Raw genomic sequence first — 21731 nt, 5'->3', positions numbered from 1 at the left:
GTGGCGCGCAGCATGGAATCGGGCGCGGAGGCAATCGCCTCCGCGCCCGATCCGCGTCTCGTCATCCCCCGGATCATTGCGATGCGGCGCCCGGCGTATTTGCTTCCTCATCGGCAACGAGGCAGATCCCAGCGCCGCTCCCCCGAACCAGGCCGGTTTCCATGAGCATCACCGTCGTCATCCAGCCCGGTCCGGACGGGGTGGCCAAGGACGTCGCTCACGCGCGCGACCTCCGCGCCACGCTGATCACCCCCGCTCTGGACCGCGGCGAGCACGTGACGCTGGAGTTCGGGCACGCCCGCGAATCCACGCAGCCGTTCGTGGACATCCTCATCGGCCAGGCGCTGAAGGAGCACGGCGAGACGCTGCTGGAGCGGCTGGAGTTCCGGAACTGCTCGCCCCAGCTGCGCGGCCTGGTGGAGCTCGTGGTGAACAACGCCCTGGCGGAGCCGCCGGACCCGCCCATGCCGCCTGATCTCGAGTAGCTGGAGCCGGTTCGCAGCAACGGCATCGGGCGCAGGGGCTGTTGCCTCCGCGCCCGACAGATGCGGCGTCCCGACACGCGCGACTGGAGCGAAAGCGAAGATCGCGATAAATTGATGTTTCTCTCCCGCGATTTTCCCTCCCCTCGATTGATCCTTCCCGGAACATGGCGAAAATCTGTACGCAATGCGGCACCGATGTCATGGATAACTTCTGCGCGCACTGCGGCGCGCGAGCTCCGCGCGACGAGCCGCAGCCCGTAACCGATCCCACTCCGGCCGCGGTGTCGCAACAGGCGGAGAGCGAGCCGCCGTACGGATTGTGGCTCGGCGGGTTCTGCGTCCTTCTGTTTCTGTTGATGGTGATCGCATCGGTGGCGAAGGACGGAAGCGGCGGAGCCTCGCTGCCCTCGTCGACGGCTTCGGCGTTCGTGGGGCAAGATGCGGCGCGCCAGAGCGACAGCGTTACCGCCGTGGCGCTCTGGGCCCGGAAAGGCTCGCTGACGCCCGAGGAGCGGCTGCGCCTGGATGACCTTGTGCATGCGCGCGAGTTCACGTTCGCGCACGATTCTATGCTGCATGCGGCCGTCGTGGAGACGCGCCTCGACTCGGCCGAGGCGCTGCTCAGACCGCAGTCGTATCTTCCGCACGGGTTCCCGGTTGCCGCCAGCGCGATGCTCATCCTTCACGATCCGCTCACGCCCGCGCAGTCGCGCCGCGCCACCACGCTCCACCGCCGGGCGGACGCGGCGCAGGTGGCCTCCGACCGCGAGTTGCAGGCGCAGAGCCGCCGCTCGCAGGAGGACGAGGTCATCGCGCAGGCGTCGTGTTCGCCCTCGCGATCGAAGGTGCGGCGCCTGCTGGACCAGCACTCCGCGTGGGGGACGAGCGATCTCGCGACCATCGCGTGCCGGCAGGTCCGCATCGGCTTCGACCACGACCGGGTGATCGCCGCATGGGGCCGCCCCAACCACGTGAACCGGACCACCTACAGCTTCGGCGTGCACGAGCAGTGGGTGTACGGCGAGTATGGCAGCGGCTATGTTTACTTTGAGGACGGCGCCGTCACCGCGATCCAGAACTGAAGGCTGGAGAGGAGCTCCGGTTCACATGAGCACCATGATCTCCATCGCCGCCGGCGCCGCCGGGTTCGCGGAGGACAAGGATTACGCCCGGATGCTGCGCGCCGACGTGATCCTTCCCGCGCTGGACCACGGCGAGGAGGTGACGCTCGATTTCGGCGCCGTTGCTTACGCCACGCAGTCGTTCGTGCACGTCCTGATCGGCGAGGCGCTGAAAAAGCACGGTGAGCGAGTGCTGGAACTGCTGGAGTTCAAGAACTGCTCTCCCCAGCTGCGGAGCGTGGTGGAATTCGTGGTCGACTACTCGCTCTCCGGCTTCGCTGAGCCGCAACACAGGTAGACGGTTCGGGTGAAGAAGATCGGGCGCGGGGGCCATCGCCTCCGCGCCCGATTTGCTTGCTCCAATGCACCCTCAGCCCAGCGTCAGCAGCGCGGCGGTATCGTCTTCATGGAAGTGACGGACGAGAATGTAGCGCTCGCGGAGGAGTCTCGCGGAATCGCGAACGGAGCAGTTCCCGATCCGGAGCAGGATCACCTTGGGAGGTTGCCCGAATCTGAAGCTGAGCTGCTGGTAATCCCAATCCTTCGAGACGATCGTGTACCCCTCCGCCCCGGCAAAACTCCAGATATCGACATCCTGAGCCTGGCCCATTCCCAGGTCGTGGATGTGGGCGGCCCCGGGATAGATGTCCGCCAGGAGTGAAACGAGGCGAGGCGAAAGATTCTCGTCGAACAGGAGCTTCACAGACCAGGACCGGCCATCAGCCGCCGTTCACGGTCCGCGGCGAATGCGAGGCAGGCGCGAATGTCGTCATGCTCCAGATACGGGAAGTCCTCCAGGATCTCGTGTTCCGTCATACCCGAAGCGAGGTATTCCAGGACGTCCTGCACAGTGATCCTGAGACCGCGAATGCACGGTTTCCCGCTCCGCTTCCCAGGCTCGATCGTGATTCGGTCGCGCAGGTCCATTTTGTCCACGGGTTTGGGTGTTCATGTGAAATACTGCGGGCAGATCGAAAATTGGCAAGTGTGGAGGAATCGGTATGCCTTGAAATGCGTGGAGTTGTTCGGGTTGGCCGGAACATGAGTCAGGCGCCGCGAACCCCCGCTCGCGGCGCGGGTACAGGGACACGCACCGCGCGCCGATGCCGCGGTGCGCTCTCGTTTCACGCTCCGGTCACAGATGCGCACGCTGTTCCTGCTGTTCCGCCTGCTTCCGCTCGCACTGTCGTTCGCGCGCGACCGGCGCCGCTTCATCGTCTGGGGCGCGCCCGCGCGGCGCGCGCCCGGCTTTCACGCGCGGCGCGCGGAGCGGCTGGCCACCGTCATCCCCACGCTCGGACCGACCTTCGTGAAGATCGGGCAGGTAATGTCGTCGCGCCCCGACGTGGTGCCGGAGCCGTATCTCACCGCGCTGAGCGTGCTCACCGACCGCGTCCCCTGCGTCCCGTTCCCCCGGATCGAGGCGGAGCTGGCGGCGGCGTACGGCGCCCCGGTGGACGAGGTGTTCGAGGCGTTCGACCGCGAGCCGCTGGCGGCCGGGTCGCTGGGCCAGGTCTACCGCGCCCGCCACGCCGGCCGCGACGTGGTGGTGAAGGTGCTGCGCCCCGGCGTGGAGCGGATCGTCGCCCACGACGTGCGCTTCGTCCGCCGCGTGCTGGCGTTCGTGCAGCGGCGGTGGAAGCATCCGCAGCTGCGCGGCCTGCACGTGGTGATCGACGAGTTCGAGCGCCGCATCGGCGACGAGATGGACTTCTGCAAGGAAGCCGGGTACGCCCGCGCCATCGGCCAGCGCTTCGCCCGCAACCCGCGCGTGGTCGTCCCCGAAGTCATCGAGGGGATGGTGCGCCCGCGCGCGCTGGTGCTGGAGTTCGTGGAGGGCACGCGCGTGGACCAGATCGAGCCGCTGGTGCGCGCCGGCCGCGTGGATCCGGGCCGCGTGATGGACGCCGTGGTCGAGGCGTACATCCAGATGATGCTGGTGGACGGCATCTTCCACGCGGACCCGCACCCCGGCAACCTGCTGGTGCGCGACGACGGCGCGCTGGTGCTGCTGGACTTCGGGATGGTGATCGAGGTCGATCCCGCCATGCGCCACCACCTCGTCCACACCGCGCTCGCGGCCGTGGGCGGCGACGCCGACCGCGTGGTGGACGGCTTCTTCAAGCTGGGGATCGTGGAGCCGGAGACGGACCGCGAGACCATCCGCCGCCTGGTGGTGCTGCTGCTGCAGATGACGGAGCGCGGCGCCGCGCTGGACGAGATGCAACGCGCGCTGGCCGACGAGGTGATGCGGCTGCTGTACGACTGGCCCGTGGTGCTGACGGGAGAGATGACGTACTTCGGGCGCGCGGTGGCGCTGATCGAAGGGCTGGGCGCGCGCCACGTGCCGGACTTCAACCCCGTGCGCTACGTCCGCCCGCTGCTGCTGAAGCACCGCGCCGCCGTTCTCCGCGCGCTGGGGCCGGCAGACGACGAGGGGTACGACCTGGCCTACGGGCTGGGCCTGCTGGCCCGCGACGTCACGCGCGTGATCGCCGATGCGTCGCGGGGGCTGCTGAGCGTGTTCGCGCGCCACATCCCCGAGCTGCTGGCCGCCGGGAGCCGTCCCGTGGCCCTGCCGCCCGCCCCCGCGCGCGAGGAGCCGGCGCTGGTCGAGTGAGATCGACGGACGGATGATCAAAACGGGCGCGGAGACGATTCGTCTCCGCGCCCGTTCGCGTTCGGGTGCGAACTCGTCCTCTCCCGTCCGTCTAATTCTCCGCGAACTGCCTGGCCCCACCACAATCGACGGAGAAGGCCCGATGATCTGCTGTGCGATTCTCGCGCTGCTGGCGGGCATGGCCGCCATCCCCGCCACGCTCTTCGGCCGCGCCCGCCGGACGAAGTCCGCGCACCATTGCCCACACGAGATGTCCCCCTCGCCCGCGGAGACGCCGGCCGATCACCGGGCCGCGCCCGTACCCGGCTGAGCGGAATCCGGGGTGAACCCTTCACCCCGCCATCCCCGCGCTTCGTCGTGCCGTGGCGCCGTCCATCCCACGCCGCTCATCATCTGCATCCCCCCGGCCTATGCTGCATCCGTCCGGGCGGTCGCATCGGCCATCTTCCTCGGCCCGGCTCTCTCCATCCCCAATCCCCTGAAACGGAGCCACGGCCATGAAGAAGAAGCTCTCGCTCGACCAGCTGCGCGTGGACTCGTTCGAGGCCGGCCCGGCGACGCCGCGCCGCGGCACCGTGCAGGCGCACGAGCTGACGGTGACGGGCGCGTGCACCTGCTGGGAAACCTGCAACGACAGCTGCGCCGCGAGCTGCTTCCCGACCTGCTGGGAAACCTGCGCGCGCGACTGCACGAACTTCGACACCTGCAACTGCGCGTGATCCGGGATCGCACGAGAAAGGAGACGGTCGCGAGCGCCGGTGCCGCGGGACGAGCGGACCAGCCTCGCGCAGTTGCGAGGCTTCCCGTAGCTGTTGCTGCGGCTTCAGCCGCCGGTGCGGATGCCGGCTCGCGAACGTCTCTCCGGCCGCAGAGAGCAACCGTGCACGCCTGAGTCTCACGTGCGGCGACGGGCGATAGATCCTTCGGCCTGCATGTGATTGTGCGGGGGCAGGTTACGGCGTGGCCGGCCTCAGGATGACGTCACATTGGGAAGGGTGCGGTTTCGACGACCAAGATGGTTCGAGAACGAGAATCGGGCGCGGAGGCCGTTGCCTCCGCGCCCGTTCTGTGTTCGCCACCGGGGGGCGTTACGGCAGCGGGAGCTTGTCGCGGATCAGGAGGAGGATGGCGGCGTGGGGGACGATCAGGTACTTGCTGCCGTCGATCTCCACCTCCACGGCGTTGCTGCGCAGGAAGATGGCGAAATCGCCCTTCTCGGCCTGCAGCGGCACGTAGCGCATGCCGGTGCGCGTGCCGCCGGACCAGGGCTCGCCGTCGGTCAGCGGCTCCACGGTGGGATAGCCGGGGCCCACGTTCACCACGTGGCCGCTCATCGCGGCTTCCTTCTCCTGCACGCCGGGCGGCAGGAACAGGCCGGACGGCGTCTTGCTGCTGTCTTCCTCGGGCTTGATGAGGACCTTGTCCCCCACCACCAGCACTTCACGCATCGGGCCTTCCGTCTTCTTCAGGGCTGATTCCAGGTGGAACATCGTCTCGCGGGGCAGGGCGAATCCAGCGTCATCACGTGTGCGTGGGGTTACACCGCATCGGCGGTCACGATCCCCCACATCCAGTTGCGCCACACGCAGTCCACGCCCGCGAATCCGGCGCTTTCCAGCATCCGCAGGTGCGCGGCCACGGGCTCGTAGTGGTCGTGCGCGCGGGCGTGGGCGACCAGGCTGCCGATCTCCTCCTCCGTGCAGTTCCCCGGCAGGCGGCAGAACTCCAGCCAGCGCTGCCAGTTGAGCGCCGCGTTCCCTTCCGTGGCGCCCCACATCTGGTCGGCGAAGCGGAGGGTGCCGCCCGGTGCCAGCATCCGCCGGATCACCTTGAAGAGCGCGCTTTTTTCCACGACGTGGTGCAGGGAGATGGCGGAGGTGGCGAGGTCGAACGACTCCGGCTCGACGGCCAGCTCCTCGAAGCGGGAGACGACGAACCGGCCGCGCTCCGCCGCTTCCGGATGCGCAGCGGCGACACGGGCGCGGGTGAGCTCCACCATCTCCGGCGAGGCGTCGACGAAGGTGATCGCCGCGTCCGGGTACCGCGCGGCCAGCCGGAGCGAGAGGTTGCCGGTGCCGCACCCCAGCTCCAGCACGTGCTTCGCCTCGGCTGGAAGATATTCGACGAGCCGCTCCGTCATCTCCTCGTAGCGCGGAACGCAGCGGCGGATGAGCGAGTCGTACCCCTCGATCATCGAGCCGAAATAGGTGCTTGCGGTCGTCATGCGCTGCCGGGGTTCGGTGGATGCAAAAGCGTAGCGCGCGCATCCGGCGGTGACAACTACTGGGGATCACGGGGATGATGAGTCGCCGCAGGTACTATCCTTTCGGTCCTGGATTTGCTAACCTGTGAAACGGGGATGATGCAGCGCGTCGGCGGCATCGCACGTGAGTGCGGGTGCTAGGCGCCTTCGCGTTCCGATTGTTACCCGGAACCGCCGGTCATGGGGACCGGCGGATACACGCTTCACCATGGAGCATCCTGATGCGCGAGAACATGAAGCTGGACGTGGCGAGCCTGGCCGTCGAGTCGTTCGTCCCGGCGCCCATCCCGCCCAAGCCCGAGGACGTGCTCACCTGTCTCAACACGAACTGCGGCAACAAGCTCTGCTGCGCCTGAGGTGACGAATGGGCCGGCGGGAGCACGGAAGCCGTGCTCCCGCCGGCCTCTCCCTCCTCCACGGTCCTCCGTCCCCGCCCGTTCCCGGCAGCCTGCCGCGCCGCCGGAACCCCTCTTGCAGCCGCGCGTCGATCCCCGCGCGGCGTCATCCACATTCGTGCCTTGCCCGCGCGGGGGCGAGGGCGTACGTTCGCCCGCGCAACGCCGCCGCCGACCGCGCGCATCCCCGGATTGGGCCGGCGGCACAGGGCGTATCGCGGAAGCTCCGGGGACAATTGGAGATCGTGATGGCCGACAGCTTCGGCGCCCGTTCGACGCTTCGCGTCGGAGAGCGCGAGTACATCATCTACCGCCTTGCCGCGGCCGGCGACGTGAGCCGCCTGCCGTACTCGCTCCGCATCCTCCTCGAAAACCTGCTGCGCACCGAGGACGGCGTCACCGTCACGCGCGACGACATCCTGGCGCTGGCCAACTGGGACCCGGCCAATCCCCCCGACCGCGAGATCGCCTACTCGCCCGCGCGGGTGGTGCTGCAGGACTTCACCGGCGTTCCCTGCGTGGTGGACCTGGCCGCGATGCGCGACGCCATGGCCGAGCTGGGCGGCGACCCGTCGAAGATCAACCCGCTGCAGCCGGTGGAGCTGGTGATCGACCACTCCATCCAGGTGGACGCGTTCGGCACCGCCGAGGCCTTCCAGCAGAACGTGGAGCTGGACTACGGCCGCAACCGCGAGCGCTACGCCTTCCTGCGCTGGGGCCAGCAGGCGTTCGACAACTTCCAGGTGGTGCCGCCCAACACCGGCATCGTGCACCAGGTGAACCTGGAGTACCTCTCTCGCGTGGTCTTCTCGACGGACGAGAACCCCAACCTCGCGCGCGACGGCGGGCTGCCGCTGGCGTATCCGGACACCTGCGTGGGAACGGACAGCCACACGCCGATGGTGAACGGGCTGGGGATCCTGGCATGGGGCGTGGGCGGGATCGAGGCCGAGGCGGCCATGCTGGGGCAGCCCATCTCCATGCTCATTCCCGAGGTGATCGGGTTCCGGCTGGACGGCGAGCTTCCCGAGGGGTCCACGGCCACCGACCTGGTGCTCACCGTGACCGAGATGCTCCGCAAGAAGGGCGTGGTGGGCAAGTTCGTGGAGTTCTACGGCCCCGGCGTCGCCTCCCTCGCGCTGGCGGACCGGGCGACGATCGGCAACATGAGCCCGGAGTACGGCGCCACCTGCGCCATCTTCCCGCCCGACCAGGTGACGCTGGACTACCTGCGCTTCACCGGCCGCCCGGCCGAGCGGATCGCGCTGGTGGAGGCGTACATGAGGGAGCAGGGGCTCTTCCACACGCCCGGGTCGCCGGAGCCGGTCTTCACCGACACGCTGCAGCTGGACCTGAACACCGTGCAGCCCAGCGTGGCAGGGCCGCGCCGCCCGCAGGACCGCATCCCGCTCACCGACGTGAAGAAGGCCTTCCGCGCCGCGCTCCCCTCGCTGATGCCGGACCGCAAGGTGCCGTCGCAGAAGGAGGCGGCGAACGCGGAGAGCGGCGCCGGGCCCGACAAGGTGGGCGTGTGGGGCGAGGGGAGCGCCGACTCGCCCGACGCGCAGAAGGTGCTGGTGGGCGACGCGGAGATGGTGCTGGACCACGGCTCGGTGGTCATCGCCGCCATCACCAGCTGCACCAACACCTCCAACCCCTCGGTGATGATGGCCGCGGGGCTGCTGGCCCGGAAGGCCGTGGCGCTGGGGCTCAAGCGCAAGCCGTGGGTGAAGACGTCGCTGGCGCCGGGGTCGAAGGTGGTGACCGAGTACTACGAGAAGGCCGGCGTGCTTCCCGACCTGGAGCAGCTGGGCTTCAACGTGGTGGGCTACGGCTGCACCACCTGCATCGGCAACTCGGGCCCGCTCCCGCAGCAGATCTCCGACGCCATCGCCACGGGCGGGCTGGTGGCCTGCTCGGTGCTCTCGGGGAACCGCAACTTCGAGGGGCGCATCAACTCCGACGTGCGCGCCAACTTCCTGATGTCGCCACCGCTGGTCGTCGCTTTCGCGCTGGCCGGCCGCATCGACTGGGACCCGTACAACGAGCCGATCGGCACCGGCCGCGACGGGCGCTCCGTCTTCCTGAAGGACATCTGGCCGACCAACCTGGAGGTGGAGCAGGCGATCGGGGCGGCCATCGAGAGCGAGATGTACCGCCGCAGCTACGCCGGCGTGTTCGAGGGCGACGAGCGCTGGAAGAGCATGCCCGTGCCCGAGGGCGACCGCTTCGCCTGGACCGGCGACTCCACCTACGTGCGCCAGCCGCCGTACTTCGAGAACATGCCCCGCGAAGCGCCGGCGGAAGTGGCCGAGATCCGCGGCGCGCGCGCCGTGGCGCTGCTGGCCGACAGCGTGACCACCGACCACATCTCCCCCGCCGGGAGCATCAAGAAGGAATCGCCGGCGGGGAAGTACCTGGTGGAGCACGGGGTGGAGCCGAAGGACTTCAACAGCTACGGCGCGCGGCGCGGCAACCACGAGGTGATGGTGCGCGGCACCTTCGCCAACGTGCGCATCCGCAACCAGCTGGCGCCGGGCACCGAGGGCGGGTACACGACGTACTTCCCGGACGACGAGATCACCACGATCTACGACGCGGCCGTGCGCTACCAGCACGACGGCACGCCGCTGGTGGTGCTGGCGGGGAAGGAGTACGGCTCGGGCTCGTCGCGCGACTGGGCGGCCAAGGGGCCGTACCTGCAGGGGATCAAGGCGGTGATCGCCGAGAGCTACGAGCGCATCCACCGCTCCAACCTGGTGGGGATGGGGGTGCTGCCGCTGCAGTTCATGAACGGCGAGAGCGCGCAGTCGCTGGGGCTCTCCGGCCGCGAGGTGTTCGACATCGACGGCCTGGCCGAGGTCGTCTCCACCAACCTGAAGACGCGCGAGGTGACCGTCACCGCGCGGCCGGAGGACGGGGCGGGCGAGGCGAGGACGTTCCGCGCGTACGTTCGCATCGACACGCCGCAGGAGGTGCTGTACTACCGCCACGGCGGGATCCTGCAGTACGTGCTGCGCCAGCTGCTGAGCGGGAAGGAGGCCCCCGAGGCGCTGGAGGGCGCCATCCCCGCGGGCGCGGTGAGCCACGACGCGGAGGGCGGCGACCGCTCGGTGACCGAGGGCTCGCTGGAGAGCTTCCCCGCGAGCGACGCGCCGACGTACTGAAGTACAGAGAGTACGGGAGTACGAAAGTACGGTTTGATTCACCGCGCCGGCGGCCTCGTTGCAGGCCGCCGGCGCGGGTGGCATGGGTCGAAGCGGGGCGGGGGTTGCGGAAATTGCCCCTGCTGATACCCCGCCCGGAGGCGCAAAGCCCGATGCCGCAATGCGTGAGCTTCCATGTGAGCGAGGCCAACGTCGGGAGCGCGCGCTTCGCGGCGATGAGTGGTGAGACACCGCCTGTGATCTCAACCTTCCTCCTTCAGTGCCTCCGACGGTTGGATCCGAAGCGCCCGTCGCGTCGGGACGACGCATGCGAGTGCACAGCACAGGATCGTCGACAGCGCGAAGACCGCCGTGATGCCGAAATCATCGAGATGCACATCCGACAGGTCGTTGTTGGCGAGACCGAGCCCCAGGACTGAACCAACGCCAACGCCCAGCGCGATCTGAACGAGTGGGCGCTTGAAGACGGTGGCCAGGACCTGCAGCGGCTGCGCGCCGAGCGCGACGCGCACGCCGATCTCCCGCGTCCGCCTGGCGACGGAGAAGGCCGTCACCGCATAGACGCCTGCGAGCGACAGCATCAGCGTCACGCCCGTGAAGCCGATCAGAAGCGCAATCCAGAACGCGCTGACGGACTCCGCCAGACGGGGCATCGGTTTCGGATCGATCACGCGCAGCGCGGGATCGACCGCCTGCGCGAGCTCGCGGAGGCGCACCGCAAAACGCTGCGGATCGCTGCGAACGTGAATGGCGACCCGAAGCGGCCCCGTCTCCCGCGGCAGCGTCGCCTGAAAGATGCGAGCTCGGCCGAGATCGCCCTGATTGTCGCTTACACCGAGATCGGGCACGAAACCGACGATTTCATACCACGACTCGGCGGTGGGTTCGCGAGTTGATGAGAAGCGAAGCCGGCGACCGATCGGATTACGGCCGCCCATGACCTGATCGACGAAGAACTCGTTCACGAGCACGGCACGCGTTTGGTGTTCCGCGTCGGCCGTCGTCAACGCCCGGCCGCGGATCACGGGCGCACCGACCGCGTCGAAGAATCGCGGATCGACGGACACGAAGGCCGCGCAGTAGCCACCCACACAGTGTTCGCTGTGCTCGGCGGCCGGACCCGAGTCCATCTTGATCGCGTACGGCCCGTGACGCATCACCGGCATCTGATCGGCGTACGTGACGTCCAGCACGCCGGGCTCCTGTCGGAGCCGGTCGGCAAGCGCGCGGTAGCGTTCCTCGAGCCGCGCCGCACGCACCGCCGGCACCGTGTCTCCACTCGCCGCGACGCCGTCAAAGCGATCCATTTCGAGCGTGGCCGTGAGGAATGCTTCGGCCGGGAATCCCGCTGGCGTCTTTCGCGCGAAGTCCCCTCCCACGCCGAGCAGCGGCACCGGAAGCACCGTCGTGAGCGCAATCTGCGCGACGATGACCACGGTCCACACGCCGCCGAACTGCAACCCGCCGCCGCCACTCGACGCGGCCCGGAGCCTGCCGCCAGCACTACCCGACGTCACCTTGAGCGCGGGAACGACGCCGGCGATCGTCGCGGCGAACAGCGTCAGCGCGACGGCATAAAGAATCGTCGCCGGCGAAATCGACCTGTCGATCCAGAACGGCAACGGGCCCGATTGCTCTTCGATCATCGTCCAGGTCCGCGCGAGCACGAAGCGCGCAACCATGAGCCCAACCGCCGCGCCGACGGCGCAGAGCACGAGCGCCTCGGCGAGGAGTTGCATGATGAGGCGCCGACGGCTGGCGCCGAGTGCAGAGCGAACGAGGAGCTCCCGCTCTCGACTGACGGCGCGGGCGAACAACAACATGGCGACGTTTCCGCACAGGAGCGCGGTCAACAGCACGAGGAACACGTTGATCGACGCCAGCACCAACGCCGCCTCTTCCGGCAGGTTACTGGCCGCGTCGGGCAGCGCGAGGACTTGCAGGCGCACGTTCTTGTGCGTCTCCGGAAACATCGTTGCGGCTCGGGCGCCGATCGCCGCCGCCTGGGCCGTCGCCTCCTCGCGCGAACGGCCCGGCGCCAGCCGCCCGAAGACGTACCGCAGCCTCGGCGACGCCTCGGGAAGCCGCTCGAGGTGCAACGGCCGCCAGACTTCGTTCCGCTGTGGGAATCCGTAGCCGCGCGGCATCACGCCGACGATCGTGACGGGCGTGCCGCTGATGCGAATGACGCGGCCGACGGCGTCTGCCGCCCGGTCCAGCCTGTTCTTCCAGAAGTCGTATCCGACCACCACGACCTCTTCCGCGCCGCCCCGCTCGTCGCCTTCCAGCAGGGTGCGTCCCATCAACGCCGGAACGCGCGTCAGCGCGAAGGTCGACGCGGTCACGTTGGCGACGGTCTCGGGCTGGCCGGGGCCGGCGCCGACGGCGACGCTGCGTTCCTCCACCTCGACGGCGCCGAGATCGCTGATCGTGCCGAGACCGTCGCGCCACAGCTCGTAGTCGCGGCGCGATGCGGGGACCGCCGCATTGTCGGCGGCGTTCCAGTTCCGCAATGCGACGATCGCGTTGCCGTCCGGAAGCGGAATCGTCGGCCAGAGCGCCTGCCGCGCGATCTCGAACCCGACGGTGCCGACGGCGATCGCGAACGCTACGGCGATCGTTGCGATCGCGGTGAGCGCAGGATGCTTGACCAGCATGCGACCGGCGAGCCTGAGGTCAAGCCTCAGCCCGGCGAGCCACCCCAGCCCCCGCGCGTCGTGGCCCGCCGCCCTGTACTTCTCCAACCCGCCGAACGCGATCGCCGCCTGCCGACGCGCCTCCGCGGGGTCCAGACCCCGCTCACGCTGGAGCCGCCCGGCTTCCATCTCCAGGTGGAAGCGCATCTCCTCGTCCATCTCGGCGCTCATGGCTTCCGCGTGCCGCAGTTGGCGCGCGTAGGAGCGCAGGCGGGCCAACAGAGTCCTCATGCTCAGATCTCCTGGGGTCTGGTGCGCAACGCCAGCGCGATGGCATCCGCAAGCCGGTTCCAGCTCGCGACTTCCTCGCCGAGACGCGCGCGGCCGGCGGTGGTGAGGCGGTAGAACTTGGCGCGGCGGTTGTTCTCGGAGACTCCCCACTCACTCTCGATCAGCCCCTGGTGCTCCAGCCGGTACAGCGCCGGGTAGAGCGCGCCCTGCTGAATCTGCAGCGCACCTCCCGAGATCTGCTCGATGCGCAGCAGTACGCCGTACCCGTGCAGCCTGCCGAGCGATACGGCCTTGAGAATCAGCAGGTCCAGCGTGCCGGGCAGCAGCGCGGCGGAATCGGTCATGGCCTTCTCTCCTATCCGAGTTAGGAGAACGGTAGACCGCCTCTCCTAAGCTGTCAAGGAGAGAACGGGCGCGCTTGGGTGACATCCCTGGCCTGACAGGGGGAAATCCGCCGATTCACGGTCTTCCGTGATCGATCTTCTTCTCGTCTTTTCTCCGCGACTCCGCGACTCCGCGACTCCGCGACTCCGTGTCTCCGTGTCTCCGTGTCTCCGTGTCTCCGCGACTCCGCGACTCCGCGACTCCGCGTGAGGCCTGCTGTTGGAGATCCATCGTTCGCCCTATCTTCGCGTGATTCGCCAACACTGGAGACGACGATGACGGAAGCACAGGGCGGGGCCCAGCTGATCCTGAAGCTGTACGAGCTGCGGCGCGAGGACGAGCTGCGGCGCGCGCGCGACTGGTTCGCCAGCCAGTTCTTTCCGCAGTCGCCCGAGGAGGTGCTGGCCGCGTGGGTGGGGCCCGAGAGCGCCCGCTACCGCATGGTCACCACCTACTGGGAGATGGCGGCCACGCTGGTGAACCACGGCGCCATCCCCGAAGACATGTTCCACGACGCCAATACCGAGCATGTGGCCATCTACCTGAAGCTGCAGCCGCACCTGCCGCGGCTGCGGGAGATGACCAAATACCCGTCGTACATGACGCAGCTGGAGCGCATGGTGGGCCGCATGCCCGACCTGGACGAGCGCGCCGCGCCGATGCGCGCCTACCTGGAGCGCAAGCGCCGTGAGCTGGCCGGCATCGAGGCGGCGCAGCCCCCCGCGTCCGCGCCCGCCGCATCGGAGTGACGGCACGAGGCCGGGCGGCGAATCCATCCATCTCCATTCCGGGAGATGGCTGGACCGGCCGAGGGGATGGCGGAGCGCGCGATCCGCGCCTCCATCTCCATCCGTTTCCGCCGCGGCGCGTTGCCGCGGGCCGGCTTCCGCCGTATCCTCCACGCGAATGCCGCCATCTCCCGCACCCGCGCCGCCACGCCCCATGCGCAGCCGCACGCCCCCGAACCCCGCCGACGGCCCGCACCTGGCGCCCGGGGCGGAGTTCGACCTGATCCGCCGCTTCCTCCCGCGCCACGCGCACGCGCGGCCGGACGTGCGCGTGGGTGCGGGCGACGACTGCGCCGTGGTCGCGGGCGACGGGATCGCGCTCTCCTGCGACATGTCGGTCGAGGGGGTGCACTTCCGCCGCGACTGGCTTTCGCTGAAGGAGATCGGCTGCCGCGCCACCGCCGCCGCGCTCAGCGACCTGGCGGCCGTGGCGGCGCGCCCGGTGGGCATCCTGGTCTCCCTCGCGCTCCCCGAGGCGGACGCGGGCATGCACGCGGTGCAGGTGATGGAGGGCGCCCGCCGCGCCGCCGAGAGCGCGGGCGGCGTGCTGCTGGGCGGCGACGTCACCCGTGCTCCCGCGCACCTGGCGATCGACGTCACCGCCGTGGGCGAGGCGCCGCACCCCGTGCTCCGCTCCGGCGCGGCCATGGGCGACGAGGTGTGGGTGACGGGCGAACTGGGCGCCGCCGGGTTGTTCGTGGAGCAGATGCTCGCGGGCGCCGAGCCCGACGCCGCCGCGCGGAAGCGCTACGCCGGGCCCGAGCCGCGCCTCCGCGAGGCGCGCTGGCTGGCCGAGCGCGGCTTTCCCACGGCGATGATCGACCTCTCCGACGGCTTGGCGGGCGACGCGGCGCACCTCTCGGCGGCCAGCGGCGTGGCGGTGCTGCTGGCGCCGGAGCTCATCCCCATCCACCCCGCCGTGCTGCGCCACGCCGCGTCGGCCGAAGACGCGCTGCGCCTCGCGCTGGCCGGGGGCGAGGACTACGAGCTCTGCTTCACCGCGGCGCTGGGCGCGCTGGAGCCGTTCGCGCACGAGTTCCAGCGCGAGTTCGGCATCCGGCTCACCTGCGTGGGGCGCGCCGGCGGCGGCGACGGCGTGTGGTGGACCGACGCGGAGGGGAACCGCACGCCGCTGGGGCTGCAGGGCTACCAGCACTTCCGGGAGGAACGGTGACCCGCATCATCTGGACGACGGTGGTGGGGCTGTCGGCGCTGCTCTGGTGGGGGACGGCGGTGCTGGTCGAGTCGGTGCGCGGGGTGCGCTCCGGCGAGTGGTACAGCATGATCACCCGGCGCTGGGCCCGCTCCATCATCTGGGCCAGCGGCTGCCCGGTCGTTGTCCACGGCGCCGAGAACGTGCGCGCCGGGATCCCGCAGGTGGTGGCGTCGAACCACATCTCCTGGTTCGACGTGTTCGCGCTGGCCTCGGTGATCGAGGCGCAGTATCACTTCGTGGCCAAGAAGGAGCTGATGAAGATCCCCTTCTTCGGCCGGGCGATGGAGGCCGCGGGGCACATCACCATCGACCGCTCCAACCGCGACCGGGCGATCGAGAGCCTGCGCGCCGCGGGCGAGAAGATCCGCCGCAGCCCCGGCGCCGTGGTCATCTTCCCCGAAGGCACCCGCTCGCGCACCGGACGGCTGATGCCGTTCAAGAAGGGCGCGTTCGTGCTGGCCGCGGAGGCGCGGGTGGCCATCGTCCCCACCGCGATCACGGGGAGCTACGAGATCATGCGCAAGGGCTCGGCGCGCATCACCCCGAACACCATCCACATCCACTTCCTCCCCCCCATCGAGCCCGCCGAGGTGACGAAGCTCGCCGCTTCCGGCACCGAGCCGCTGATGGACCTCGTGCGCTCCCGAATCGCCACCGTCGTGGGCGAAGGCGCGCCGGTGGCGTCTTAGTACGGCTCCAGATTCAACGATCTTGACGGAATGGAAGCGGGGCGGCATCCTTGCCGCCCGCTTCCTGATTCCGTTTACTTGTGCACCGGTCTCGCATGGCTTCCATCGGCGTGCCCTCCCCGGAACTGACCCTTCGATTCCATGTACGAATTCTCAGCGAGCCGCTACACTACACGATCGAGGAGATGGTCGGCGCGGCGCGGCGCGTGTTCGCGACTGCGGGCATCCGGGTGGAGCTTGCGTCGGTGCAGCACCTCGACCGCCCCAGCCTGCTCATGGTGGAGATCGGCCGCTGCGTACGCGGAGCGGTCACCGAGGACCAGGAACGGCTCTTCCGCGAGCGCGACGGTGTACCGGAAGGCGAGATCGTGGTTTACTTCGTGCTCGCTACCTATCCCGAGAGCAACGGGTGCGCCGCGCATCCGCCGGGCCGGCCCGGCGCGGTCGTTGCCGAGACAGCGACGCGCTGGACGATGGCCCACGAGCTCGGACACGTGCTCGGCCTGGGCCACGTCGCCGGCCGCACGCGGTTAATGATCGGGGCAGGGACGGAATGGATCTCGAAGGACCCTCCCGACCTGGTGGAGGCGGAGATCTCGGAATTGCGCTCCAGCCCTCTCCTGCGCGAAAGCGAGGTTTGAAGATGCCGTCGATGCGTGAAACGCTCCTTTCGATCTTCGCGGCGGACGAGCCGGATTACGATCGCGCCGTGGCTCTGGGAACGGCGGCTCTTCCCACGATCGCCGAGATGATCGACGAAGAGCCGCACCGGGCTGCTGCAGCGGTTTACGTCGCTGGCCAGATCCCCGCACACGAGTCGCTCGAGGTGATCGCACGCGCCGCACGGCGGGAACATCCACTAGTCAGGGCGAACGCGGCCGGTGCGCTCCGGGATTGGGCGACGCACCCGGAATGTGCGGACGATCTCGATGCGGCGTTCGAGATCGTCGCGCCGTTGCTGGACGACGCGGACCCGAGTGTGCGAAAGTTCGCTCATCGTGCGCTGGCCGTTCTGCCCGCCCATGGCTCTGCCGTTCCCGATTCCCGCGCGACGATTCCCCGCCTTCGGCGGTAGGACGAGCACACTCCCAATCAACGGCCGGTTCCAGAGCGGGACCGGCCGTTTGCGTGTTGTGCCTTGCGGGAGCCGAACTTGCAGCGATCCCGCGCTCTTCCAGGCGGGGAGGTGGGCGATGTTTCCGTTCGAGCCGGAGGCGGGGGTGCGGCGCTATCGCGATCGCGTGGACGCGGGGCGCTCGCTGGCGCGCCTGCTGATGGACCATGCCGGGCGCCCGGACGTGCTGGTGCTGGCGCTTCCGCGCGGCGGCGTGCCGGTGGGGTACGAGGTGGCGCGCGCGCTCGGCGCCCCGCTGGACGTGTTCCTCGTCCGCAAGCTGGGCGTGCCCGGCCACGAGGAACTGGCGATGGGAGCCATTGCGTCGGGCGGCGTGCGGGTGCTGAACGCGCGCGTGGTGGAGTCGCTCGGCATCCCAGCGACCGCGATCGACCACGTGGCGGCGCAGGAGCAGGCGGAGCTGGAGCGCCGCGAGCGCGCCTACCGCGGCGGCCGCCCGCCGCCGCGCGTGGAAGGGTGCCACGTGATCCTGGTCGACGACGGCCTGGCGACGGGCTCCACCATGCGCGCGGCCGCCGCGGCGCTGAGGGCCATGCGCCCGCGCCGCCTCGTCGTCGCCGTGCCCGTGGCCGCCGCGGAGACGTGCGAGGAGCTGCGCGCCGAGGTGGACGAGGTCGTCTGCGCGATGACGCCGGAGCCGTTCTACGCCGTGGGGCTGTGGTACGACGACTTCTCGCAGACGACGGACCAGGAGGTGGCCGAATTGCTGGCCGACGCCGCGGCGGGCGGGGAGGGGAGATGACGGATGCGGCGGAAACCCTCGTCCGCGTCGCGGCGGGCGGGGTGGCGCTGGAGGGGAGCCTCGCCGTGCCGGAGGGCGCGCGCGGCGTGGTGCTGTTCGCGCACGGCAGCGGGAGCAGCCGCCACAGCCCGCGCAACCGCCAAGTGGCCGCCGAGCTGCGCCGCGCCGGGCTGGGCACGCTGCTGATGGACCTGCTGACGGCGGACGAGGAGGCGGTGGACGAGCGCACGCGCCACCTGCGCTTCGACATCCGCCTGCTCGCGGACCGGCTGGCGGGCGCGACGGACTGGCTGGGCGATCACCCCGCGACACGCGGGCTCCCCGTCGGGCTCTTCGGCGCGAGCACGGGCGGCGGGGCGGCGCTGGTGGCGGCCGCGGACCGGCCGGAGCGCGTCGGCGCGGTGGTGTCGCGCGGCGGGCGGCCGGACCTGGCGGGCGACGCGCTCCCGCTCGTCCGCGCGCCCACGCTCCTCGTCGTGGGCGGCGGCGACGTGCCGGTGATCGGGATGAACCGCGCGGCGTTCGCGGCGCTGCGCTGCGCGAAGGAGATGCAGATCGTCCCCGGCGCCTCGCACCTGTTCGAGGAACCCGGCACGCTGGAGAGCGTCGCCGCGCTCGCCGCCGCGTGGTTCTCGCACCACCTGGGCCCATCCGCCGGCGTGGCTCGATGATTGGCCCAGCCACCGAAGTCATCCGGGATGGCATCGCCGTGCCTCGGTGCATCTCCCGATCTCCATCATCCCAACATCATCCCGGCACGGATGCTGCCCCTTCCCGGCGCATGCGACGTTTCGGACCGATTCTCATCTCCATCATTCCACTCGCGGCGTGCGGGAGCGGCGACGCGGGGGGCGTGACCATCCGCGGCGACTTCGCGGACTCGGCGCGCGTGCCGGCGACCGTGTTCGCGGTGGAGGCGGAGCGCGAGGCGGAGGTGAAGCGCGGCGCGTTCGTGCTGCGCGGCCTGTCCGCCGGGCCGGTGACGCTGCGGCTGGTGAGCGGCACCGACACCGTAGGCGTGCTGGCGCTGAACAGCCTTCCCGGCGGCACCACGCTGGAGCTGCGGCGGCTGCGCGTGGACGACGCGACGCACCTCGCGTTTCCGCAGACGGTCAGCCTCACCGGGCCCGATCTGGTGACGCTGAACGGCGTGCGCATGGCCGTCGACGCGCGCATTCCCGCCGAGGTGGACGCGCATGGGCGGGTGCTCTCCATCGCCCCCGAGCACGACGCGCTGATCCTGCGGCCGGACGACTCCGCGCTCCCCGACCTGCGCGTGGTGGTCGGCTTCGCCGCGCAGGCGGTGACGCCGGACGGCGATCCGGTCGAGCCCGGGCGCATCGCCGCGGGCGACTCCATCCGCGTGCAGGGCCGCTCCGACCACGGCTTCGTGGTCGCGACGAAGCTGATCGTCCCCCGCCGCCGGGCCGCCGCCGCGCCGCCCGCCGCCGAGCCCGCCCCCGTGGCCCAGCGCCCGCCGCCGCGCTCCTCCCAGCCCGGCGAGGTCGAGGTGCACGTCCGCGTGCCGAACGAGGTGCAGGAGGTCATCAACGCCATCCAGGGCCGCGGCAACGGCCGCGCTCGCGGCCACGCGAAAGACCAGGGAAAGGGGAACGGCCACGGACGCGGGTAGATCCTCCCCATCACCCATATATCCATTTCGGCGTCCGATCGTGCAGATCCGAAGGCGCACGTGCGGCCTTGCTTATGGATCCTTCGGCCTGCAACCGCCCGTGCGGGTGCAACGACAGTGTGGCCGGCCTCAGGATGACGTCTCTCCGTGCGGTACCAGGCAACTTGGCACTCAGCACTCAGCACTCAGCACTCAGCACTCAGCACTCAGCACTCAGCACTCAGCACTTAGCACTTAGCACTTAGGACTTAGCACTTAGGACTCAGCACTTCTCCCCACTCTCGCCCCATCCCCGCCCGATCGTTACGTTTCAGCCGTAACCCACCGCCCGTTCCCATCCATCTCCGCCCGGCAGTGCCCAACACCACCCGCAGCCGCAGCAAGGGCCGCCGCCCGGACCGCGGCCAGCCCGCGCAGCCCGCCACGAAGACTCCGGCGCCGTCGCTGTTTTCCGCGCTCGAGCGCGTCCTGACGGCGTCGCCGTGGAAGGTGGCGCTCGCGCTGGCGCTGGTGCACCTCGCGTTCGCCATCCCCGCCTTCAACCCCACGCCGCACATCGGCGGCGACAACGCTGCGTACGTGGCGCTCGCGCGGTCGCTGGTGGAGCGCCACGCCTACCTGGAGCTGTGGGACCCGGCCGCGCGGCCGCACACGCAGTATCCGCCGGTGTGGCCGGCGATCATCGCCTTCCTGTCGCTGCTGGGGCTGCACGGCTGGTTCGTGCTGAAGGCCACGGTGATGGCGTTCTCGTTCGTCTGCATCGGCTTGGCGTACCTGTGGCTGCGGCGCACCTCCACGCCGGGGATCGCGCTGGCCGCCGGGCTGGTGCTGGCCATCAGCCCCGGCGTGCTGGAGCAGGCGCACTGGGAGCTCTCCGACGTTCCCGCGTGGGCGTTCACCCTGCTGGCGCTCTGGGCGTCCACCCACCTCGCGGGCGCCCCGGAGGCGGAGGGCGAGCCGGGGCGCGAGCGGCACCACGGGCGCTGGCTGGCGCTGCTGATCGTCTCCGTCGTCCTCGGCAACTTCACGCGCGCCGCCGGGCTCCCGCTGGTCGTGGCCGCCGCGGCGTGGCTGGGGTGGCGGCGCAAGTGGCGAGACCTGGCGCTGCTGCTGGCCGTCTTCCTCCCGCTGGCCTTCGCGTGGTGGCTGCGCGGGCGGCTCTACGGCGCGCCGGGGTACCTCAGCCACCTGTGGGCGATCGACCCGTACCGCCCGGCGCTGGGGAACATCGGCCCGCTCGACATGCTCCGGCGGATGGCGTCCAACCTGCTGCGCTACCAGGGGATGCACCTGCCTATCCTGCTCACCTGGAACGGCGAGAACCGCTGGATCCTGGGCGGCATGGTGATGGTGCTGGCGGCGGCCGGATGGGGGCGGCGGCTGGGGCGCCCGGGGCTGGCGGAGTTCTGGGTGCCCGTCTACCTGGTCCTCCTCCTGATCTGGCCGGCCACGTGGTCCGGCGAGCGCTTCATCCTTCCCCTCTACCCGCTCCTGCTGTGCTACGCGGCCGAGGCGGTGCGCGGCGGCCTGGAGGCGCTGGGGAAGCCGCGGGCGGCGCTGCTCTCGCCCGCGGTGGGCGCGGCGGTGCTGCTGATGCTGGCCGCGCCGGGCGTGGTGCGCATCGGCGAGATCGGCTCGATGTGCACGCGCGAGTACCTGCACGGCGACCGCTACCGCTGCATGACGCAGGAGTACCACGACTTCATGACGGTGGCGGACATGACGCGCGGCCAGCTCCCCGCCGGCTCGGTCGTGCTCTCGCGCAAGGCGACGCTCTTCTACGCGCTCACCGGCTATCCCGGGCGCACGTACCCGATGAGCGCGCGGGCCGACACCTTCTTCGCCGCCGCGCGCGACGCCGGCGCGCGCTACGTGGTGTTCGACCGCATCCCCGACCTGGCGCCGCTCTACCTCCATCCCGTGCTGCTCGCCGCGCGCGACAAGTTCTGCGTGGTGAAGGGGCTGACGCTGGAGAACGCCGCCGTGCTGCGGCTGGAGCCCAGCGCGCCCACGCGCACCGGCGTGGCGGAGAACGCCTTCCGCGTGTGCGACGCCCCGCCGCAGCCCCCGTCGCCGGCTCCCGCGCCCGCAGCGCCGCCGCCCGCCGCGCCCGCTCCGTAGCCGCGGCGCGCCGTCTGCGTAGGCAAACGCGTGGGGAGATGCGAG

At 70.2% G+C, this 21731-nt stretch carries 22 protein-coding genes; 16 read left to right on the top strand and 6 right to left on the bottom strand.

Translation table 11 applies throughout. From position 1 onward, the window contains the following. Window positions 1–161: 161 nt before the first annotated feature. The 3 genes from VLK66_RS01270 (at window position 162) to VLK66_RS01260 (ending at window position 1904) form a co-directional block, all read left to right on the top strand. Window positions 162–485, top strand: coding sequence for an STAS-like domain-containing protein (locus VLK66_RS01270; protein WP_325307213.1), 324 nt, complete (start codon window positions 162–164; stop codon window positions 483–485). Between the two features lie 164 nt (window positions 486–649). Beyond that, window positions 650–1567, top strand: a complete 918-nt coding sequence (locus VLK66_RS01265) for a zinc ribbon domain-containing protein (protein WP_325307211.1) — start codon at window positions 650–652, stop codon at window positions 1565–1567. A 25-nt stretch (window positions 1568–1592) separates the two neighbouring features. Continuing rightward, window positions 1593–1904: an STAS-like domain-containing protein gene (locus tag VLK66_RS01260; RefSeq protein WP_325307210.1), complete on the top strand. Its 312-nt coding sequence runs from the start codon at window positions 1593–1595 to the stop codon at window positions 1902–1904. Between the two features lie 72 nt (window positions 1905–1976). Here VLK66_RS01260 and VLK66_RS01255 read toward each other — a convergent pair whose 3' ends face one another. After that, window positions 1977–2309, bottom strand: coding sequence for a DUF5615 family PIN-like protein (locus tag VLK66_RS01255; RefSeq protein WP_325307209.1), 333 nt, complete (start codon window positions 2307–2309; stop codon window positions 1977–1979). Then, window positions 2306–2533 carry a DUF433 domain-containing protein gene (locus tag VLK66_RS01250; RefSeq protein ID WP_325307208.1) on the bottom strand — a complete coding sequence of 76 codons (228 nt, stop codon included), beginning with the start codon at window positions 2531–2533 and terminating at the stop codon, window positions 2306–2308. Before VLK66_RS01250 ends, VLK66_RS01255 begins: the two co-directional genes overlap by 4 nt. Before the next feature lie 214 nt (window positions 2534–2747). On the opposite strand from VLK66_RS01250, the gene VLK66_RS01245 reads away from it, so the two are divergent. Both VLK66_RS01245 and VLK66_RS01240 read left to right on the top strand, forming a co-directional pair. After that, on the top strand, window positions 2748–4226 hold the full coding sequence (locus VLK66_RS01245) for an ABC1 kinase family protein (RefSeq protein WP_325307207.1): 1479 nt from the start codon (window positions 2748–2750) through the stop codon (window positions 4224–4226). Window positions 4227–4723: 497 nt separating this feature from the next. After that, the gene (locus VLK66_RS01240; protein WP_325307205.1) at window positions 4724–4945 is read left to right on the top strand and encodes a hypothetical protein; all 222 of its coding nucleotides are present in this window, start codon (window positions 4724–4726) and stop codon (window positions 4943–4945) included. Between the two features lie 369 nt (window positions 4946–5314). Here VLK66_RS01240 and VLK66_RS01235 read toward each other — a convergent pair whose 3' ends face one another. Both VLK66_RS01235 and VLK66_RS01230 read right to left on the bottom strand, forming a co-directional pair. Continuing rightward, window positions 5315–5674 carry a co-chaperone GroES family protein gene (locus tag VLK66_RS01235; protein ID WP_325307203.1) on the bottom strand — a complete coding sequence of 120 codons (360 nt, stop codon included), beginning with the start codon at window positions 5672–5674 and terminating at the stop codon, window positions 5315–5317. 89 nt (window positions 5675–5763) lie between these two features. Further along, a complete protein-coding gene (locus VLK66_RS01230) occupies window positions 5764–6450 on the bottom strand; it encodes a class I SAM-dependent methyltransferase (protein WP_325307202.1) in 687 nt (228 codons plus the stop codon). Window positions 6451–6710: 260 nt separating this feature from the next. Here VLK66_RS01230 and VLK66_RS01225 point away from each other — a divergent pair, with 260 nt between their 5' ends. Further along, window positions 6711–6845, top strand: a complete 135-nt coding sequence (locus VLK66_RS01225; RefSeq protein WP_325307200.1) for a hypothetical protein — start codon at window positions 6711–6713, stop codon at window positions 6843–6845. A gap of 287 nt (window positions 6846–7132) precedes the next feature. Next, the gene (gene acnA / locus VLK66_RS01220; protein WP_325307198.1) at window positions 7133–10051 is read left to right on the top strand and encodes an aconitate hydratase AcnA; all 2919 of its coding nucleotides are present in this window, start codon (window positions 7133–7135) and stop codon (window positions 10049–10051) included. Window positions 10052–10293: 242 nt separating this feature from the next. On the opposite strand, the gene VLK66_RS01215 is transcribed toward acnA, so the two are convergent. Further along, entirely contained in the window at window positions 10294–12978 is a 2685-nt protein-coding gene (locus VLK66_RS01215; RefSeq protein ID WP_325307196.1) for an ABC transporter permease, read from the bottom strand. Between the two features lie 2 nt (window positions 12979–12980). Further along, complete coding sequence (locus tag VLK66_RS01210) at window positions 12981–13322, bottom strand: PadR family transcriptional regulator (protein ID WP_325307194.1); 342 nt, start codon at window positions 13320–13322, stop codon at window positions 12981–12983. 315 nt (window positions 13323–13637) lie between these two features. Here VLK66_RS01210 and VLK66_RS01205 point away from each other — a divergent pair, with 315 nt between their 5' ends. The 9 genes from VLK66_RS01205 (at window position 13638) to VLK66_RS01165 (ending at window position 21686) form a co-directional block, all read left to right on the top strand. Further along, the gene (locus tag VLK66_RS01205; RefSeq protein WP_325307193.1) at window positions 13638–14111 is read left to right on the top strand and encodes a DUF4760 domain-containing protein; all 474 of its coding nucleotides are present in this window, start codon (window positions 13638–13640) and stop codon (window positions 14109–14111) included. 193 nt (window positions 14112–14304) lie between these two features. Next, the gene (gene thiL, locus VLK66_RS01200; protein ID WP_325307192.1) at window positions 14305–15324 is read left to right on the top strand and encodes a thiamine-phosphate kinase; all 1020 of its coding nucleotides are present in this window, start codon (window positions 14305–14307) and stop codon (window positions 15322–15324) included. Next, the gene (locus VLK66_RS01195; RefSeq protein WP_325307191.1) at window positions 15321–16055 is read left to right on the top strand and encodes a lysophospholipid acyltransferase family protein; all 735 of its coding nucleotides are present in this window, start codon (window positions 15321–15323) and stop codon (window positions 16053–16055) included. Before thiL ends, VLK66_RS01195 begins: the two co-directional genes overlap by 4 nt. Window positions 16056–16150: 95 nt before the next feature. Next, a complete protein-coding gene (locus tag VLK66_RS01190) occupies window positions 16151–16696 on the top strand; it encodes a hypothetical protein (protein ID WP_325307189.1) in 546 nt (181 codons plus the stop codon). Then, entirely contained in the window at window positions 16693–17130 is a 438-nt protein-coding gene (locus tag VLK66_RS01185) for a hypothetical protein (protein WP_325307188.1), read from the top strand. Before VLK66_RS01190 ends, VLK66_RS01185 begins: the two co-directional genes overlap by 4 nt. Window positions 17131–17248: 118 nt before the next feature. Continuing rightward, entirely contained in the window at window positions 17249–17932 is a 684-nt protein-coding gene (locus tag VLK66_RS01180; protein ID WP_325307187.1) for a phosphoribosyltransferase, read from the top strand. Then, window positions 17929–18603, top strand: a complete 675-nt coding sequence (locus VLK66_RS01175; RefSeq protein ID WP_325307186.1) for a dienelactone hydrolase family protein — start codon at window positions 17929–17931, stop codon at window positions 18601–18603. The genes VLK66_RS01180 and VLK66_RS01175 overlap by 4 nt, the downstream gene beginning before the upstream one ends. A 182-nt stretch (window positions 18604–18785) precedes the next feature. Further along, window positions 18786–19565, top strand: a complete 780-nt coding sequence (locus VLK66_RS01170) for a hypothetical protein (RefSeq protein WP_325307185.1) — start codon at window positions 18786–18788, stop codon at window positions 19563–19565. Between the two features lie 354 nt (window positions 19566–19919). Continuing rightward, entirely contained in the window at window positions 19920–21686 is a 1767-nt protein-coding gene (locus VLK66_RS01165; RefSeq protein WP_325307184.1) for a hypothetical protein, read from the top strand. Window positions 21687–21731: the final 45 nt, after the last annotated feature.

Origin of the sequence: Longimicrobium sp. (assembly GCF_035474595.1) — a bacterium.
In the GTDB taxonomy this organism is placed as follows: domain Bacteria; phylum Gemmatimonadota; class Gemmatimonadetes; order Longimicrobiales; family Longimicrobiaceae; genus Longimicrobium.
Note: the sequence above shows the minus strand (reverse complement) of the source record. Positions and strands in the feature narration are given on the sequence as shown.